The organism is Paenibacillus ginsengarvi, from assembly GCF_003626695.1.
GTDB classification, from domain to species: Bacteria; Bacillota; Bacilli; order Paenibacillales; family NBRC-103111; genus Paenibacillus_AB; species Paenibacillus_AB ginsengarvi.
The window spans coordinates 45,636-63,951 of sequence record NZ_RBAH01000035.1 but is presented as its reverse complement, the minus strand read 5'-3'; the positions used below and the strand labels follow the sequence as shown (position 1 = coordinate 63,951).

At 51.9% G+C, this 18,316-nt stretch carries 15 protein-coding genes; all 15 read right to left on the bottom strand.

Translation table 11 applies throughout. The features are described 5' to 3' along the window. Positions 1-8: 8 nt before the first annotated feature. Positions 9-734 (bottom strand): tryptophan synthase subunit alpha, encoded by a 726-nt coding sequence (gene trpA / locus D7M11_RS31820; RefSeq protein WP_240041402.1) that lies wholly within the window; start codon positions 732-734, stop codon positions 9-11. A 49-nt stretch (positions 735-783) separates the two neighbouring features. After that, the gene (gene trpB / locus D7M11_RS31815; RefSeq protein WP_120751319.1) at positions 784-2,052 is read right to left on the bottom strand and encodes a tryptophan synthase subunit beta; all 1,269 of its coding nucleotides are present in this window, start codon (positions 2,050-2,052) and stop codon (positions 784-786) included. Positions 2,053-2,075: 23 nt separating this feature from the next. Further along, entirely contained in the window at positions 2,076-3,050 is a 975-nt protein-coding gene (locus tag D7M11_RS31810; RefSeq protein ID WP_120751318.1) for a sugar-binding transcriptional regulator, read from the bottom strand. 177 nt (positions 3,051-3,227) lie between these two features. Continuing rightward, positions 3,228-4,007: a DUF2268 domain-containing putative Zn-dependent protease gene (locus tag D7M11_RS31805; protein WP_158606952.1), complete on the bottom strand. Its 780-nt coding sequence runs from the start codon at positions 4,005-4,007 to the stop codon at positions 3,228-3,230. A 332-nt stretch (positions 4,008-4,339) separates the two neighbouring features. Further along, positions 4,340-5,674 carry a hypothetical protein gene (locus tag D7M11_RS31800; RefSeq protein ID WP_120751316.1) on the bottom strand — a complete coding sequence of 445 codons (1,335 nt, stop codon included), beginning with the start codon at positions 5,672-5,674 and terminating at the stop codon, positions 4,340-4,342. 32 nt (positions 5,675-5,706) lie between these two features. Then, positions 5,707-7,611: a hypothetical protein gene (locus D7M11_RS31795; RefSeq protein ID WP_120751315.1), complete on the bottom strand. Its 1,905-nt coding sequence runs from the start codon at positions 7,609-7,611 to the stop codon at positions 5,707-5,709. Between the two features lie 320 nt (positions 7,612-7,931). After that, positions 7,932-9,305, bottom strand: coding sequence for a hypothetical protein (locus D7M11_RS31790; protein ID WP_120751314.1), 1,374 nt, complete (start codon positions 9,303-9,305; stop codon positions 7,932-7,934). 169 nt (positions 9,306-9,474) lie between these two features. After that, a complete protein-coding gene (locus D7M11_RS31785) occupies positions 9,475-10,293 on the bottom strand; it encodes a helix-turn-helix domain-containing protein (RefSeq protein ID WP_120751313.1) in 819 nt (272 codons plus the stop codon). A gap of 67 nt (positions 10,294-10,360) precedes the next feature. Next, the gene (locus D7M11_RS31780; protein WP_120751312.1) at positions 10,361-12,304 is read right to left on the bottom strand and encodes a hypothetical protein; all 1,944 of its coding nucleotides are present in this window, start codon (positions 12,302-12,304) and stop codon (positions 10,361-10,363) included. 111 nt (positions 12,305-12,415) lie between these two features. Further along, positions 12,416-13,132 carry an SGNH/GDSL hydrolase family protein gene (locus tag D7M11_RS31775; RefSeq protein WP_120751311.1) on the bottom strand — a complete coding sequence of 239 codons (717 nt, stop codon included), beginning with the start codon at positions 13,130-13,132 and terminating at the stop codon, positions 12,416-12,418. Then, the gene (locus D7M11_RS31770; RefSeq protein ID WP_120751310.1) at positions 13,129-13,584 is read right to left on the bottom strand and encodes a NanQ anomerase/TabA/YiaL family protein; all 456 of its coding nucleotides are present in this window, start codon (positions 13,582-13,584) and stop codon (positions 13,129-13,131) included. The genes D7M11_RS31775 and D7M11_RS31770 overlap by 4 nt, the downstream gene beginning before the upstream one ends. Before the next feature lie 37 nt (positions 13,585-13,621). Next, complete coding sequence (locus tag D7M11_RS31765) at positions 13,622-14,839, bottom strand: mandelate racemase/muconate lactonizing enzyme family protein (protein ID WP_158606951.1); 1,218 nt, start codon at positions 14,837-14,839, stop codon at positions 13,622-13,624. 25 nt (positions 14,840-14,864) lie between these two features. Then, positions 14,865-15,875 (bottom strand): D-2-hydroxyacid dehydrogenase, encoded by a 1,011-nt coding sequence (locus tag D7M11_RS31760; RefSeq protein ID WP_120751308.1) that lies wholly within the window; start codon positions 15,873-15,875, stop codon positions 14,865-14,867. 69 nt (positions 15,876-15,944) lie between these two features. After that, positions 15,945-16,721: an alpha/beta hydrolase family protein gene (locus D7M11_RS31755; RefSeq protein ID WP_120751307.1), complete on the bottom strand. Its 777-nt coding sequence runs from the start codon at positions 16,719-16,721 to the stop codon at positions 15,945-15,947. A gap of 15 nt (positions 16,722-16,736) precedes the next feature. Then, positions 16,737-18,272: a glycoside hydrolase family protein gene (locus tag D7M11_RS31750; RefSeq protein ID WP_120751306.1), complete on the bottom strand. Its 1,536-nt coding sequence runs from the start codon at positions 18,270-18,272 to the stop codon at positions 16,737-16,739. Positions 18,273-18,316 lie beyond the last annotated feature (44 nt).

Genomic DNA, 18,316 nt, shown 5'->3' with positions numbered 1-18,316 from the left:
CTCTATTTTCAAATCGCACCGGATTGCAGCTCTTCCAGAAAGCGGCCCATGCCGTCAAGGCCGTTCCGCTCCAGCTCCAGCAGCATCTGCGTTCCGATAATCGCGATATCGCATTTGCCCCGCAAATAAGCCAGATCGTCGCCGTTTTGAATACCGAATCCGACGGCCAGCGGAGTGCGGGCAGCCTTCCGGGCGCGGGCGAGAAATTCGTCCGTTCCGCCGCCGAATTCCGTCTTGGCTCCGGTTACCCCTTTCCGCGCGGCGCAGTACAAAAAGCCGGAAGTTCTCTCGGCCAGCCAGGCCAGCCTGGATTCGGGCGTATAAGGCGTTGCGAGGAGAACGAAATCGACGCCGTTTGCCGTGCATGCGTTCATCAGACCGCCGCTTTCCTCGGGATAAGCATCGGGTACGATCAGGCCGGCTATTCCAAGCTGCGCGCATTTCCGCACGAACGCCTCTTCGCCGTACCGGAACACAATGTTGTAATAGGTCATGAACAGAAAAGCGATGTCGGGAAAATCCGCAGTGACCCGAGCGGCGAACGCCATACACTGTTCTACGGTTACACCTGCCGCCAGCGCCTGCTGATTCGCTTTTAAAAAAACCGGTCCGTCTGCGATTGGCTCCGAAAAGGGCAGTTGAAGCTCCACCAGACGAATCCCTTTTTCGTGAAACAGGCGAATCATCTCGTAGTTGGTCTCGAAGCTGGGATAACCGACAACCTGATGCGTCATCAAGGGAAGACGACCGCCCCGGCCCCCTGCCGCTATTCGAGCGCCCACATCAATTCGGCTCGCTGAATTGTTCGTGCTTGCGCCGGATAAATGCTCTCCATTCCTCATCGCGCAGTCCCTCCGCTATATTAAAAATATCTTTGTCCCCGCGTCCCGACATATTGATGATGACCCGATCGGTAGGCGAGGTAGCTTCCATCTCCCGAAAAGCTCCGGCAAAGGCATGCGTCGATTCCAAAGCCGGTATTAAACCTTCTGTTTGCATGACGAGCTGCAAAGCCGAAAGGACTTCATCGTCGGTCGCGGCCACGAACCGGACACGTCCCTGCTCCGCCAAGTCGGCCAGTATCGGCGATACGCCCACATAATCAAGACCGGCGGCGACCGAATACGTGTCATTCATCTGCCCGTCGCCGTTTTGCAAAAACATCGTCCGATAACCTTGGGCGACACCAAGCGTGCCTTCCCCATAAGCAATCCGGGCTGCGTGTTTGCCGGAGGCCGGTCCTTTACCGCCCGCTTCGACGCCGATCAATTCGACCGAGCGATCCTCGGTAAAAGCCTGAAACACGCCGAGTGCGTTTGACCCGCCGCCCACGCAAGCGTACACCCGGTTCGGAAGACAACCTTCCGCCCGCCGAAGCTGATCCTTGACTTCGATCCCGATGATCGACTGGAAATAAGCGACCAATGACGGAAAAGGATGTGCGCCGGATGCGGTTCCGAGCACATAATGGGTCGTTTCGAAGCTGGCGGCCCAGTCGCGCAGCGTTTCGTTAATGGCGTCTTTCAGCGTTTGCGAACCGTATTCGACCGGGGCCACTTCGGCCCCGAGCCGTTTCATCCAGAACACATTGGCGTACTGCCTCTCCATATCCTCGCGGCCCATATAGATGGTCGCTTTCAACCCTAGCTTGGCGGCCACGGTGGCAGTCGCCACCCCATGCTGACCGGCGCCCGTCTCTGCAATGATGCGAGTTTTGCCCATTCGCTTGGCAAGTAGCGCCTGACCCAGCGCATTATTCAGCTTGTGTGCGCCGGTGTGGTTCAGATCCTCGCGTTTGATGTAAATACGAGCCCGGCCGAAATGCGCCGTCAGCCTGTCCGCGAACGTCAGCGGAGTCGGTCGTCCCGAATATTCCGCCAATATCGCGCTATACGTGTTCCAGAACGACGGGTCCTCCTTGATCGCCTGAAACTGGCAACGCAATTGTTCGAAGGCGGGAGCCAGTATTTCCGGAATAAACGTTCCGCCGTATGTGCCAAAGTATCCGTTCTTGGTGTTCGCATACGATTGCGGTGCTCTCTTGTCCGTCATGTCGAAATAACTCCTCTCCTCGTTCAGTCGGCGCAGCCGCCGCTTCGGTGCAGCTCCAGGACGCAACGTGCCGTCGCCGCATCCGTGACCAAAATATCGATCCATTTCCCCCGCAGCGCAGCCAGTATGGGACGAACCTTGTCTCGGCCGCCGGCGATGCCGATCACATTCGGGATAGCTCGAAGCTCCCGCGCCGTAAGTCCGATGAAACGGGCGCGTCCGGGAAAATCGATCTCTTCGCCTTGTTCGTTCAGAAACGATGCGCATACATTGGCAACGGCGCCCTGCTTTCGCAGCATCTCCAAATCCCCCTCGGCGATTTGTCCGGAACGAACGATCGTAGCTTGACCGCTCACCTCGCCGATACCTACAATCGCGACTCCGCATCTGCGCGCCAAACGAAGCACTTTATCGATCTCGGGCTCGCTTCGGAGCAAATTGCCGGTCTCTTCGTTAGCGACGACAGCGGGAGCGTAAAGCAGCCAGTATTTGGCCTTGAGCCTGTCCGCAAGCGCCATCGCATTCGAGCCTGCGTGCCAGTCTGCGCCCGCCGAGCCCCAGCCGCCCACGAGAGGAACGAACTGGAGACCGCTGCGAGCGACGTAATCCGTCCCCTGGGCCATTGCCGCTACCGTTCTCCCGGCCATGACGCCTACGATGTCGTTATCCTTCAGAACCGACTCCAGCAGCACGGCGGCGGTACGGCCAAGCTGTTCAAGCCGAAGCTGTTCGTCCTCGCCCTGGACGTCTACGATCATGGCGTCGTGTATCCCGAAGGTTCGGATCAGCTCCTGCTCCAGTTCTTGTTCCGCCGAGAACGGGTTGCGAATCGTCACCTGCACGATGCCCTCCTGTTTGGCGGCGGTCAGCATCCGGCTCACATGCGGGCGCGAAATGCCCAGCCGGCCCGCGATTTCCTGCTGATGAAGTCCTTCCTCGTAGTAGAGCCGGCTAATTTTGACCAGCAGCCGATACCGCTCTCGATCGAGCTCTGCCATTTCAGCACACTCCCCTTCGCTTTATGTACATATGTCAATACGATGTACGTTTGTTCATACAGTATACTTGAGGTACCAGACTTTGTAAATACAAAAACAAAACAGCCCGCCGATAGCCGGTAGGCTGCTGAATCGTTGCCGTATGTAGATGTCGGTCGCGGTCCATCGTTCGGGTGATTACCGAATGAACGGATAGCCGCTTTTCCAATACAACTCTTCGTCGGTTGCATTATGAGCTTCAATAATCGAACAACCCTGTACCGCCAAATAGCTTCTTACGATTCGGGACGAAATCTCGTAAGCCCGCAGCGTCATATATTTCATATACGCCTCGTCGCCCACGGCGGCGATGTCGATCTTCTCCCAGAACGCCCTCTCGCTCTCCTCCGATACCGCGAACGGAACGAAGGCGGGGTGCGGATATAACGTATCCCCGAGTACCATTGCAAGTCCTTCGAACGCTAGATAGTCTCTCATGCTTTTTGGGGTCCCTGGACTGAATCCGTTGTAATCGTAGTAGGGCTTTTGAAAAAAGCGGAACGTATGACTGTATTCGTGAGCGATGTTTCGCTTCAGCCGCAGAGGCGCGAGTTCGTCGCAGCGTATGCCGAGTAGAAGCTTGCCGGGTCCGTAGCAGCACCCGCCGCCTTTCGATTCGATCGCGGGCAAAATGTGTACGGATACTTCGTCAACCGCACATGGCAATAGCTGAACGACATGGGCCGTCGTTTCTTGCGACATCCCCTTGAGATCGAAATCCAGCAGCGTTTGAAACGCCCGGTCGCGGTCCGGATCTTCTGCAAAAGGCTTGGTCGCATTGTTGATGCTTGCTCGGATCATCCACTCACGCGGTTCATTCGCCGATAACCGTTCCGTCAACTCCTCCAGGTACTTCGTATAGCTTATCTGATCCAGATTCAGCAGCTCCGGGATGTAATTATAGACTCGGACAGACACGCGATCACCTCCGCTATAATTCAACATCTTGCACTTTCAGCATAGACCAGATTACCCATTATTCCCAGAGCTGGAATGTGACGAGATTAAGTACTTTTCGGGTAATTCATACTTTAGCCAGGTGTCATTCAGCGTATCTCCGCGGGTAGAGGGAGTTTACCGCTTCGCTCCATATGCTCGAGCATCGCAAGCCACGAAGTATATGCCCGTGGAAAGAACGACGTCCATCCCCTCCGGTAGACAAGTGTCAAAACCATATGAACACGGACTTTTTTTCACCGTCTACCATGAGGGGATCATACCATCTTTCTTCTCCGGCCTAAAACGAAGTATTACATCTTATCGTTCCATTTCAAGGAAAATAAGTCTGCATCCTTAATCTGCATGCGGATCCGGACCGGTCGCCCTCTCCATAATTCGATATCCGCATCCGGCCCCCATGTAACCACTCCCCGGATCTCATCCCCATACATAGGTTCCATGTCCTCCAGCCTGAAACCGTCAAGAGGACGGCCGTTCTCGTCTTGCAGCTCGAATCGTATATAACCGACTGCCGATGTGGAATAATTGACCAGTAGTTCATTGCCCTCCAAAACAAACGGTCTCGATACCCATTCCCCTTGTTCAAATCCTGCATGTATGGAGCCAAAGCCGTGTTTGCGGACGGTAATTCGCCGCAAGCGGCTATCATCCAGCCGGTAATGCTCTTGAATGTAGAAGGAGAACTCGTCGGGATTCAGAAGCACACTGCCGGTGCTCAAGATTCCAGTCCGATCCGACCAATTGTGCGGATCCAGTCCCGCGCGGCACCAAGCTTCCATGAACGTACGATCCCAATGCAAGCCGTCCCGGCTTGTCATCATGACTGTATCGCTAATGCCCGGCTCGGGATGAACCGTCAATTTTTTGCGTTCCGGCACAAAACGCATAGGAAACGCCATATAGATGTGCTCCGCTTCCGGACAAAGCATGGCCGAATTGGTGTAATACTGCTGCATCGGTTTCAAATCGTTATAAAGCACTAACTGCTGCTTGCCCCAGTTGCAGAAATCGGTAGAGGTGGACGTAAGAATGGCTCGATAAGCCAAATCCTGGAAAATACGGGAATAGCAGCGGTAAGCTTGAGCGTTAACGTCCCAGAAAACGACGTTTAGCGAATCAAAGTCCCCATCCGTCAAAATGGGCTCTTCCCGCAATTTCCGCCAGTGTATGCCGTCAGCAGAGCCAAACGCGATCAATTCATCGATACCGCCCACTGCCTTGTATCGCAGCTCGGAGGAAACATGAGGGGAGCGGTCCAGGAACGGAGAGAAGTTATGAGATAACCGCCCTCTCCAAACGATATTGTTGGCCGTACTACCTTCATATTCGAATAGTCCCAGTTGCGGTTTCACAAAATGAATCCCGTCCGTACTCTCCGCGTAGCAGGTAACTTCATCATTCATGGAACCGGGCCCAATTCCACGATAATACATGCGTATTTTGTCCTGCTCTTGAATGACTGTTACGTAGCCGCTTCCCTTCCCCTCCCAAGGCTGATCGAATGAAAGCACGATCTCTTCCCTGCGAGGCGGATGAAGTTTCAAGGAAAGACCTCGTTTCTCCTCGATCAGCCATTCGTCCACGAACATTTCTACTTTCGTGCCAATTTCAACTACTGATTTCACCGTAGAGCCTCCCTAGCACTAATCATTTCAAACTACTTGGCTATAACATATCTAAAGTCATAGTTCGCGCCACCGGCCGAAGGTTTTATGTACAACCATCCGTCTGCTCCAATATAAGCCTGTAACGGCTGTGCATTGTCAGCAACGCCATTTGTATACTGTTGTGCCGTCAAAGTCGTTGGGTTAGCAGAATCGGAAGATATAGCAGCCTTATTCATAACAGCGGGGAAATCGTAATAACGCGGTGAAGCAGGGCATATACAACTTAACACTTTTATGTGTGTCGTATTCGCCACATAACATAGTTTTTTCCAAGTCCCGCTATTATGAAGTAAGGTTGCTTTGACAAGTCCGCTATCTTCCGAATATCGCGATTTTTTATAACTGCCTATGTAGGCAGTATCGGCAACTTGCGCAGGGAAATTGTTCCACTGGGCATTTCCCTGACATTCATTAAAGCTCCACGCGCTATTCATACCAACCTCTTGTACGAATGTGTAAAGAGCTTTTTCATCGGCTGTTAAGCTATCCAGTGCATAACGCCAAGAATAACCATTGAATTGCATTACTGCATCTTGAATAAAGATTTTCGGTGTAGAAGCACTAACAGCCTTAGCATTAAGACTACGTCCACCGTTAACAACCAAACCGTCGCAATACTGAATAAAGAAATCTGTACCTCTATGCCGTTCTGTAGATGCTGTAATCGTACAACCTTTTACAAACTGTAAATTAAATGCAGGATACCCTGTGTTAGACGTTGTGTCCGTACCGCAACCATCAGCATGCACGGTAAGAGTGCTGTAAGTAAGACCGCGTAAATCAATGGCAATTTGCTCGCATCTGTCAGCATAGATGTTTGCACCTGTTACAGATGTTCCGCCTCTTATAGCAATTCCATTCTTACATGTAACGGCATAGATTTGATTGACTTGGCTCATCCAGCAATCATCTTGCCAGTAACCATATTCATGCCCCGTACAACCTATATCTCTACGAGTAGCGATTGGTGAGCCTTTCGCATAGTAACCGAAGCCCGTTTTATGGAGTGCAGCCGTTCTTGATAGCGTCATTCCTTGTATATGCTCACCGAATACCCCTGCCGAGCCCATCGCAGTTGTAGGATGGACGAAAACGACTGCATCAATCCCGCTGACAGGGTATTTGTTTGAGATAGGATTGTTGGTAGTCTTACGCAGCTCGGTATTAAAACGTCCTTTTCCAATAAGAGGAATAGCTCTCGAATTGATAACAGCGATCTCAATGGGGTCCGTTGTTTGAAAAAGTCCGCTTGGCAAAGTCACAGGTTTTGGAGTTGCCAAACCGTTTGAAACTATTGCCGCACGATTCTGAGCTTTCATGATAGCAGCACAGTTCCATACCATGGCCTGATCGTCGTTAAGCCCGTAATTTTCTGCTGCAACTTCCGAATCGTTGTTCAAACGAACCCACACGCCACCTGTTGTATTTTGGGCAGTATAGTAAGTATTGAAAGTAGCAAAACCAGGAACGAAAATTGAGGGGTCAATAAAGTAACCGCCGTCATGTAACGATTTACTAGTTGACTCAGACCACATAAAAAGGTCGCCGCCCATGTTCCTTCCATCGTGATAGGAAATAACTTCAAAAATCTGACCGTCAAACATGCCGGTTTGCTTAATTAATGCAGAGATAGAATTTACTTTTCTGATAACGGTTTCATTCAATCCATCCAAATATTGAGGAATACCGCCTATAGCTGTTCCGGGCTGGCCCCGCTCGCTCGCAGCCTCCAGCGAGTAGCCCGTCACCGCCATCGCCACACCGGCCATGCCCATCGAGGCAAGCAGCTTGCGGCGGCTGAGCGTCTTCTGCTCAGCCGGTGTTTGTCCCGGTTGCTTCAGCTCCTCCCCCCCTTCCACATACGCTTTTTCCTCGGAATGGATTCGATTATTCATTTCACACTTCCCCTATCGTTTTAGTAGGTAAAAACTACTGATCTCACCGTACAGCGTCCTGCACTAACCATCCGCTTTATATCTGCTTGCCGCTTTCTCGTTGTTCACGCAACACTTTTCGGTTTACCCGGCGTGTTCGCTAAAAACCCGACCTGTCCTATGCAGAACGCATCGTATATTAGTCCACATCCTTCTGTCGAATACGAAAGTGCGAGGCTAACGAATCGGGACGTCTGCATGGTCCGGCCGGGCTAGAACAGGCTGCTCGTTAATTTCAGTTTGCTCAAAAAATGACAAAGGTTGCTTTAAACGGACATCATTCACAAAGTCTTAAATTGCATGGAATAAATGTCGGCATCATGCAAGAGAAATCGGACTCTGACCGGTTTTTCGGCTAACGCGGATACGTTTTCGTCGTTTCGCCAACGCACGATGCCCTCCAGCTCGTCTCCGTACAGCGGCTCCATGTCGGAAGCCTCGTAGCCATCGAGCGGTCGCCCCGATTCATCCAACAATTCTACTTGAATCGAGCCGGCAGCCGACGTCGCATAGTTCAGCAATAGCCGATTTCCGGAGAAGATCAGCGGACGAGTCGTTACCTCACCTCCCCGGTAGCCTCCATGGATGGAAGCGAAACCGTGCTTCCTTACCGTCAACCGCCGCAAACTAATGTCGTCCCAGCGGTAATGCTCCGTGACGTACAGCGAGAATAGTTCTGGTTCGATCTGCACGATGCCGTGCGCGATCATGTTGCTGCGTTCCGTCCAATTTTTCCGGTCTTGGCCCGGGCGCAGCCAAGCTTCGAGAAACGTCCGGTCCCAATGGATCCCATCCCTGCTGGACATGAACATCGTATCCGAAAGCCCTGAGAACGGATGCTCGGGAACCTTTTTCCGAGACTCGATGAATCGTTTCGGAAACGACAAGTACATATGCTCGGCTCCCGGACATACAACGGTTGCATTCGTATAAAACTGTTCGATCGGAACGTCTGCGTCGTACGTATTGGGCGCAAACGGCTGCCACTCCCGAAAATCCGGGGAGATCGAGCTATGAACGGCCCGAACTTTACGGTCCGCCCAATATCGCGCATAACAGCGGTAAGCGCTTAAGTTCGGGTCCCATAAAACGACATTGTGCGAGTCGAATGGCTGGTCGGTGATGACCGGGTTCGCCTCCATTTTCGACCAGTGGATGCCATCCGGTGAATGCAAAGCATTGAGCATTCCTTCTTCCCATGGCGTTCCTCTCGGAGCAACACCGCCCACGGCCTTGAACAAGGATTCCTTGGCTGCTGACGGCGAAGCGTCTTTCATCGGCGCAAAGTTATGCGATTCTAGACCGCGCCATACGATGTTGTTGCTGCTCGAGCCTTCATACTCGTATAGTCCGAGAACCGGCCTCTCAAAATGGATGCCGTCCTCGCTTTCCGCATAACATGTCGCCTGTTGGTCATCGTGATCGTCCGTGGGCGCGTTTCCCCGGTAGTAAAGCCGGATTTTCCCCTCATCCTGAATGACGGTGAAGTAACAAGCGGCTTTTCCTTCCCACCGCTTATCGAGCTTCAGCACAACTTCGCGCCGCTCGGGCGGTGTCACCCGCAGTTCGATCCCTTGCTGCTCATCGATCAACCAGTGGTCAATAAACATCTCGACTCTGGAGCCGATTTGTGCGACATCTTTACTTCTTCTCATTACAAGTCCACCGCTTTCCTGCTATTTGAATACGATGACGACTATCTTTCCAATCATTCCCCATGACAAGCAGTCGTTCGCCTATACCGAATCGGTAGCCACAAGCCGCTCGATGTCACATTCTTGGCCACAGTCAGTAGTGTGGTATTCTACTGGGGCGCGGAGATGGTCAGCAATGGGGAGATTGATCCTTGATCAAGTGCGAGTTTTGACTATTTCTCCAAAAGGAAGGGGAGGTGCCTTCCATGCTTTTGAACCATAGAGAGAAGGAATGCAGCCGGTGGAACCCAACCTGTTCGGCGATTTCGATCATGTCTTTGTTTGTCGCGCTAAGCAGCCATTTCGATTCCTCCAATCGGCATTGCTGCTGGTACTGCTTGGGACTCATGCCGTATATTTTCTCGAACGCACGGCGAAAGCCGGCAACCGTTAGTCCGGTCAGCTCCGCTAAATCGATCATCTGGACATTCTCACGCAGAGAATCGCGAAGAAAGTCGGCTGCCTTCGCAACTGCCATCGCTTGCAAATCCGTCTGAGCATGCTCATGCAAGTACATCAACATCAGCTCGGCCCACACGACGAGCGTTCGCTGCGAATTTTTGAGCGGCGAGGCGAGGACATGGAGCCACTCGCGAAAAAGTTTCAAAAACCGGTCGCTGTCGATTCGGGACATTGCATAAATGCGAGGTTGTCCGAATCCGCACGCCAGCTGTCCCGCCGCTTCCTCCAGAGCAGGAGGCATATGCTGCAAATGAAGCACCCCGAGGCGGATTTTCGTTACGGCGGCAAAGCGGTGAAGGATGCCAGGCGGAATTACGACGATTTGGCCGGCTTCGACGAAAACTTTGCGTTCCGGCCATTCGAATAAACCGCGGCCCTCCAGCACAATTTCGATTTCCAGTGTCGAGTTATGGTGAAAGCCGACATCGTACCAGTCTTCATTGTATGTTCCGATCGAGCTGCGAATATAGAACGCAGGCTGTTCCATCCATGTTCCTCCTCCCCGTTTGCCGTCGCAAGAAAACCGCTGCGAATGTGGTTTTCGCACGTTCCCGCTATTTATTAACCACAAAACCAAACTCAAGGTTATTGCCAGCTGTTTGCACAGTTACAAGCAACCAGCCGTTTGCGTCAACATAGCCGTAAAGTGCATAGCGTTGCGATTCGGTAACACCGCCATCTGCGCTGTCAACGACTCCATTGATGTACAGACTTGTACTCAATTTAGTCGGGCTCGCGCTGTTCGCGGATATTGACGCTTTTGCTATCCCTATATCGGGGAAAATATACATTCGGTCATGAGCCGTATCCGTGCAAATGGCGGAAACAATCTTAATCCGCGCCGTATCTCCAACATACGCCAGCTTTTTGAACGAACCATTCTGCAATTTAACTTGTGACGAAATTACACGATTGATTTCTGAATAGGTGCTATATTGCAAATCACCCATAAATCTAAAATCAGCAACATAGACGGGGAAATCTTTGTATGCAGGGGACATCATGCATGCTCTGAAGGCAATATTCGTGCCAACCGCATCTTTTGTTAAAAGCTTGTATTTGTCGGCTTCCGCTTGCGATAGCTGATTAAGTGAATTTCTCCAACTGTACCCCTCAAATAAAACGGATGATGCGGAAGCTTCGATTTTAGGAATAACACCGGTTGCTATAGCCGCCGTTCCGTAGCTGCGGCCGGTGATGATTAAGCCCTCACATGATTTAAAGTAGAACTCTGTCCCCTTGTGAAATTCTGTGGACGCCAATAATCTTGTACCAATCGTGCGATCACATTTGATTGCATAAGTACCATTTACGCTGCCGCCGCCACAAAGATCGGCGTGAATACCGAGGTCGCTGTACGTTAAGTTTGTTAAATCAAAGCCAACGCCTTGACAAGTGTCCGCATATAGATTCCGGCCGGTGACAGACGTGCCGCCACGAATAGCAATTGCGGTTGTAATCGAGTTGGTAGCCTTAATGTTATTGACTTGACTCATCCAGCAATCATCCTGCCAGTACCCGATATTGCATTGAATGCAGTTCAAATCCGTACGCTCGCCGTAAATCGACTTATAACTGAAATATCCGTACCCCTGCCATTTTGCCACACTAATGCGCATGAGTTGAAAGCCTTTTACGACCTCGCCCATCAAGTTTTCAGAGGCGTTATCTAAACGTCCGGATGCAAAGATTACGGCGTCAATATTGTCGCCAGCGCGATAAATACCGCTTGGAATTGTGCTGTTTGCAACCTTCCATATTTCGGTGTTTAAACGCCCTGCCCCGATTAACTGAGGTACGCGAATAGTATTGCCGTAATTAGGGTATGTCGAAATGATGATAGGATTTGTTGTTTGATATACACCAACACCTACATGCACCTGTTTGGGCGTTGTAAATGCCGCTGCTTTGTGTAGCGCTTGTTGAATGGCTGCACAGTTCCAAACCATTGACGTTAGCGGAATGGCGCCGTAGTTTTCAGCATCAACATGGCTCTCGTTGTTCAAGCGAACAAATACGCCGCCGCCAGTATTTAGTGCGGTGTAGTAAGTGTTAAATACAGTGATACCAGGAAAAGGAATATTGGGGTCGATAATATAGCCGCCGTCATGCAATGATTTGTCTATCGTTGCGGACCACATGAATAAATCGCCGCCAATCTTTTGATCAGCATGAAAGGAAACAACTTCAAATATTTGACCATCGAACCTATCTGATTGCTGAATTAATGCAGATATAGAATTAACGGATCTGATTACGGTTTCATTCAATTCATCTAAAAATGGAGGAACACTGCCTATAGCCTTTCCGGGCAGGTCCCGCTCGCTCGCCGCCCCAAGCGAGCCCGTCACCGCCATCGCCACACCGGCCATGCCCATCGAGGCAAGCAGCTTGCGGCGGCTGAGCGTCTTCGGCTCAGCCGGTATTTGTCCCGAACGCTCCAACTCCTCCCGTTGATTTATATTAGCCTTTTCCCCGGAATAGATTCGATTTTTCATTTCATACTCTCCCTATCGTTATAGTGGGAAAATTAATGGAAACGAACTCACGGGTCGCACACTGACCGATACCGGTCGATAATTCCGGACGAATAGGCCCGCAAATCGGTTTCATTTTTCTGCTATCCGTCTTCCTTTTTTGTTCACTCGTCTATCAAGCGCCAAAGCGTCCCGCAAACATTGAAAAATCGTATCATGCCCTTGTTGCGTAAAGTGTATTGCGTCATAAAACCAACCGGATATTTCCGTTCCACTTTCCCATAATCTACGAATGACGCGTTCAGCATCCGCGAGGATAACACGATGCTCAGCCGCCAAGTTTCGCAGCGTATCGTTATATTCCTCAAAACGATGGGGAAACGAGCTATCCTGCATCGGGCTCTCGAATCCGTAGCTTTTTTCGCTTGCCGCCGCGACTGGTCCGCTCGTCCATACGACACATTGGCATCCAATCCGCTTCGCTTCCAGCATGATCTGATCCATCGCCGTTTTGTAAATGTGTAACGGAATTTTGTTCGTCCAGTCGTTAATGGCGAAATTGAGAATAAGCAAATCCGGATCGAGCGCCGCGACTCGTCGTTCGAAATGATCTCGCCCTTGGTAGCTTTTCCAACCCGGCATCCCTTGATTGTATATGACCGTTTCCGGATCCATTTGCATAAGCCATCGTCTTAGTTGAGAAAACCAGGAGCCGTGAATGAGCTCCCAATCGTACCCGGCTTCTTTCGCCTCATGCCAGCCGTTCGCGACGCTTCCGTAAGTCCAACTGTCGCCATAGGCGACGACGGTATATGCCTTTCGCTTCGGCTTCGCCGCCCTCTCCCTCACGGTTCGATCAACACCTTGATCACGATTTTTTTAACGGATTGAGCCGTTTCAAGCTGAATGCAGGGCATATGCACATCATGCGGGGCGAACAACGCGAAGTGCCCTTCCCGGAGCGTGAAAAAATCGCCCGCTGCCGCGAACAACGCATAATCGCCGTCTTTGTCATAGGGGCGAGTCACTTCCGTCCGATCGATCGGGATATAGCCCAGCATCTCGCTGCCTTCCGCCATATATTGCACGTCCAAATATTGCCGATGCGCTTCCCATAGCCCTTTCTCCTTCGACTTCGTTTCGTAATGCTGAACAAGCGCATACACGCGATCGCCGTCTATTTCGTATTTGCCCGGTTCCAATGTTTTGCAATCATGAGTTTCGAGAAATTGCGCAGCCAGCTTCAATCTGAAGCTCACGCTCGAATATTGTCCGATATGCAGTAACGAATCTGTAATCATGCAGCTTCTCTCCCTTAATGTGTGTCGTATAATTGGCTTACGTCGTCAACACTTTCCCGGGAACCGAATTAAATTCGCCGCTTCCCGGAACGAACGAATATTTATGTTTAATCTCATCGGTCAGTACAATGCCAAGGCCGGATCCCTCCGGAGGCCATATGTAGCCGCCTTCCATCCTGAACGAATCGCGGACAATGTCGCTATGAAGTCCTGCGAAATCTGGCGGAATTTCCAAGATGAGCGTATTGCCGCTTGCGAAGCCGCAATGAATGTTTTGCATCAGGCAGCCACCCGCCCCCCAAGCATGGGTCGCAATTTTGCGTCCGCTTCCTTCCAGCATCGCCGCCACTTTCATAAATTCGCCGAGTCCGCCGGTGAAGGCGGCATCCGGCTGCCCGACATCAAAACAGTTCAGGTCATCAAACATTTTCCATTCGCAGCTACCGGTCAAACATTCGCCGCCTGCGATCGGAATCGTCGTTTTTTTGCGCAGCTCCGCATAACCCGCAGCGTCCGTATAATGAAGCGGCTCTTCGAAAAACAACAGATCGTAAGGTTCGAGCGCCTGCAGCACCGTAACGGCCGTGTCAAGATCCCACGTATGGGTCGGGCTGTTTCCCATATGACCGTCGAGCATAAGGTGGACGTCGCCCCCGACGTGCTTACGGACGAATTCCAGCTTATCGGCTTCGAATTCGGCGATTTCCCCTTTCGACCTCGGCATATGCCAGCCGCCTCGGCTCGTATCGAGACATCCCGCGCCCAGCTTCACCCCGTTGAAGCCAAGCGATAAATAATGATCCAGCTTCGCCGCCAGCTTCTCCTTCGGATAGTTGCTCGGACCTCCTGTGGCATAACATGGGAGACGGTTGTGCTTTCTTCCGCCGAGCAATTCGTAGACCGGCAGCCCGTACATTTTCCCCTTCAAATCCCAAAGCGCGGCTTCGATACCGTTCAGTACGGAAAGACCCATGCCGACTCTGCACCAAAAGTTGCCGCTATGGTACATGCGCTGCCACAGCTCGGCGATGTTATCGACCGATTGTCCGAGCAAAATCGGTTTGAAAAAATCGACGATCGTCGGCACGCTTTCCGGAAAAAAGTAGCCGATGTAAGTCTCGCCGATGCCGACCAGCTCCGTATCGGTAATCACTTCAATAAATGCGGCGCTGCGCAGCTTGCGCGACTCGCTTAAAAATGGATCGTTCGTGCACGGTCCTGTCAGCAAAACCGTACGGACATCGATAATTTTCATATCGCTTGCGCTCCTCTCTACGGCGTTACTGCCCCGCCAGCTGGCTTGGCGACAATTCGTTCCATAACGGATCCCCGTCCATATGCCGGCGAACATTTTCTATAAAAATCGACCATATACGTCTTTTAAAATGCGTGCTTTGCGACGACCCAGAAATGTGCGGCGTCATAATCACATTCGGAAAATCCCATAGCGGATGTTCCGGCGGCATCGGGTAATGGTAGTGCGTATCCAATGCGGCGCCGGCGATCCATTGCTCGCGCAGCGCCCGAAGCAAAGCTTCCTCGCGGATGATCGGCCCGCGGGACGGATTGAGGACGAAAGCATGCGGCGGCAGCGCCCGCAGCTCCTTCTCCCCGATCATGCCTTCCGTCTGCTGGGTTAAAGGGACGGCCACGATCAGCGCATCCAAATCGCGCAGAAACTCCGTCTCCTGACCGCTAATGAATACCCGGTCCGGAAGCGCGCCTTGCGGGTCGCCGGTACCGGACACGCAGTACGTATGGCCGCGCTCCTTGACACGATCCCGCACGAGCGTCTGAACATACATGCCCATCGCCTTCGCCAGGCGTGCCGTCTCTCGTCCGATTCCGCCATAGCCCCAGAGTCCAATGTTCATGCCGCGTATTTCCGTCTGAAACTTTGCCGAGCGGTCCCATATTTTGTGCTCCTGGTTGCGAAACATCCCGCGCATATCTCGCGCAAGTTGGAATATCATCGCGATATTCCATTCTGCGATCGGAACGTCGAACACGCCCTGCGCGTTGCATGCCTGCACGCCTCTTTCCTGCAAACCGATATTGACGATCTGGTTATAACCGACGGAGCTGATCTGGATCATACGAAGCGCGGTGCAATCGTTTATGTTGGTTGGCGGAAACGTGCAAAACAACACGTTTACCTTTTTCGCCAGTTCGTCTGGCAAACGCTCCGGCTTTTCGCGCGGATCGATCTTTGTAACATGTACGCCGGGCAAGCTTTGAAGCTGCTGCAGCTTTTCGTCGTCTACCGGCATATCGATTACGATATTTAGCATTGAAATCTCCCTCGCCGGTCCCCCAAAAGCCTCATCTATTTGCTATTTTTGGGGACCCCTTACGTTTATTTACCCATTCAACAAAAATGTTGTTCCTTTGTCGTACCAGTAATCGCCCATCGTATGGCCGCGATCGTCCGTACAATAAAACTCGACCAACGACTCGGGGTAGCCGCGCGACAAATTATGTTCGGTCAACTCGGTGTACAGCTTGCAGCAGCTTAATGTGCTGACGCGACTGTCGTCGTTGCCGATCCCGATAAACAATCGTTTCCCGCTCAAGCGGTCAACATAGTTGTGGAGCTTGAGCGCCTCCACGTCAGGCCTCTCCTTAATCGAATCGAATTCGTTCAAAGCACGCCAGTCGGTTACCGGGGCGAATCCCGCCGCGCAAGCGACTCGCGAGTCGGCTACGAGCAGCCGGAAAGCCAAGTACGCACCCCTGGAAGCTCCGCAAATGACAATTTTGCCGGGGAACGCAAAGCCCAAACGAATACAGTCGTCGATGACTGCGGTGGCGTCGCGTACGAATCGTTCGAATGGATCGTCACCGGCTTGCCAGGCGTTACGAAACCCGTTAATGCCTTCCCCGTAAGGCTCGACGCGCTCCCCGTGACAAGGGATATCGAAGCTTAGCGCATAGTGGCCGTTGGCTAGAAAGCCGTCGGCTGTAGTGCGATATGGCTTAGTCAACAAAGGCGTTTTCCAGTCCGCCCCGACCGTAATGAGCAGGAGCGGCTTTTCATGTAAGCGGGCATTGTTTGGACTTCTCAGCACATATTTCAGGCTTTCGCCGCAGCTTTGAACCCAGTGCTCGGATAGGCGTTCTTCGTGCTTATCATTCATCGTTTTCGCTCCAAACTATTTCACAAGGTATACGGCATACACTCTGGGATCAACCTGATCCTTTTTCTCCAGCTTCAAGCGCATCCGGACCGTTTTCCCGGCCAGCTTGAGCAGTTGATTCGTCGGCCATTCGACGATTTGATCCAAGCCGTCCTTGGATACGATGCCGCTGTTCTCGCCCGAAAACTCGGGAATCGTACGGAAATGCTCGTCAGTGAACTCGACGCGTATTCCTTCGGCTCCATCGGCATTGATCGCGAGAGAGAAGTCTCTTTCCGGAAACGTAATCGGTATGGACAACAGCGAGCCCTCCTTCTGGTTCGGATTTAATCCGATTGCTCCCCAGCGATCGCGCGGCAATATCGCAAGCCCGACCTCTCCAGAATAGTCGTCCGTCACTCCTTCCGGAACCCACGCATTCCGCCATCTGCCATGATAGATCCGCGTCTCGTCGCCGACATTAATAATGCCGTTCGACTGGCACAAATTCGTTTTCAATTCTTTGCCGGGCACGGGGGTCGCGTGCGATTCCTGCGAGCTGATATACACATGTCCTTTCACCGGCTCGCGAAACGTCAATCCGTCATTGCTGATCAACAGGCCGAAATCGCAAGATGTTTCTTTAAATGGATTTTGCTGATGATGCCACAACCCGTACAGCCCGACGGCGACGTTGTCGTAAACGATCGGCGCCGTACCTAGATGAACTTGATCGTAAGCAAAGTACGTCCCTCTTTGGGTCGGATCGTGAGGATCCGCGAGCCAGAACGAATCCGCGCTTTCCTTCATCCAGTTGTCAAAGTCGGTTGAAATCCACGCCGTCCCTTGTCTTCCCGTTGCGGCGCCGCCTTCGCTTCTGCGGAAGCCGCATAAACATTGGCCGTTCAAAACGTAAAGCCCGTTATATTTGTAAAAGGAGGCATGCTCGACAAACTCGGGAATCGGTCCTCTCGCCCCCGCCGTCCAATGGATGCCGTCGGGACTTGTCGCAACGCGCGCAGTTTGGAATCCGCCGTTGAATTCCGTATTGTATATATGCGTATATACCATTTTGTAGCGCCGCTTCGGATCGGGATCGTCCTCGTCTTTGATAACGGTCGGTGAATGAACGAACGCATCCGGCAAATCGATTCCGTTATTATTCCGGTTTCCTTTATAGAGCAGCTGACCGAGATTCGGCTTAACCCAGTCGATTCCGTTATCGCTTTCCGCATAACAGATCGGTCCAGACATAATGCCTCCGAGCGACCCGTTCGTTTTTTTACGGTGCAATTCAAGCTCTTGGGCAGGCATATCCGGATTAAGGCCGAGCGACATCCCGAGATACCACATCCGGTATTTCCCTTCGTCGTACAACACCGTTCCGTAAAAGTGGGCGGCTAACGAATCGGGAGCGTCAACACGATCCGATCGGGTCAAAACAGGCTGCTCGATAATTTCCGGTTTGCTCAAATAATGGCAAACGTTGCTTTTCAGCGGAAAGTAATAATCGTCCATTGCGAATAAGACCGGTTGTTTGGATGCGACCCCTATCGTTTTGAACTGGAACATGCGTGACCTCCATTTTTCATGATTAGTAGATCGTGCTGAACATG

What these genes read in the sequence shown, in the direction of transcription:
- D7M11_RS31770 (WP_120751310.1), bottom strand. Translation starts at nt 13,584, where the DNA reads ATGATTACAGATTCGTTACTGCATATCGGACAATATTCGAGCGTGAGC.
- D7M11_RS31785 (WP_120751313.1), bottom strand. Translation starts at nt 10,293, where the DNA reads ATGGAACAGCCTGCGTTCTATATTCGCAGCTCGATCGGAACATACAAT.
- D7M11_RS31790 (WP_120751314.1), bottom strand. Translation starts at nt 9,305, where the DNA reads ATGAGAAGAAGTAAAGATGTCGCACAAATCGGCTCCAGAGTCGAGATG.
- D7M11_RS31810 (WP_120751318.1), bottom strand. Translation starts at nt 3,050, where the DNA reads ATGGCAGAGCTCGATCGAGAGCGGTATCGGCTGCTGGTCAAAATTAGC.
- D7M11_RS31780 (WP_120751312.1), bottom strand. Translation starts at nt 12,304, where the DNA reads ATGAAAAATCGAATCTATTCCGGGGAAAAGGCTAATATAAATCAACGG.
- trpA (WP_240041402.1), bottom strand. Translation starts at nt 734, where the DNA reads ATGACGCATCAGGTTGTCGGTTATCCCAGCTTCGAGACCAACTACGAG.
- D7M11_RS31760 (WP_120751308.1), bottom strand. Translation starts at nt 15,875, where the DNA reads ATGCTAAATATCGTAATCGATATGCCGGTAGACGACGAAAAGCTGCAG.
- D7M11_RS31795 (WP_120751315.1), bottom strand. Translation starts at nt 7,611, where the DNA reads ATGAATAATCGAATCCATTCCGAGGAAAAAGCGTATGTGGAAGGGGGG.
- trpB (WP_120751319.1), bottom strand. Translation starts at nt 2,052, where the DNA reads ATGACGGACAAGAGAGCACCGCAATCGTATGCGAACACCAAGAACGGA.
- D7M11_RS31765 (WP_158606951.1), bottom strand. Translation starts at nt 14,839, where the DNA reads ATGAAAATTATCGATGTCCGTACGGTTTTGCTGACAGGACCGTGCACG.
- D7M11_RS31750 (WP_120751306.1), bottom strand. Translation starts at nt 18,272, where the DNA reads ATGTTCCAGTTCAAAACGATAGGGGTCGCATCCAAACAACCGGTCTTA.
- D7M11_RS31755 (WP_120751307.1), bottom strand. Translation starts at nt 16,721, where the DNA reads ATGAATGATAAGCACGAAGAACGCCTATCCGAGCACTGGGTTCAAAGC.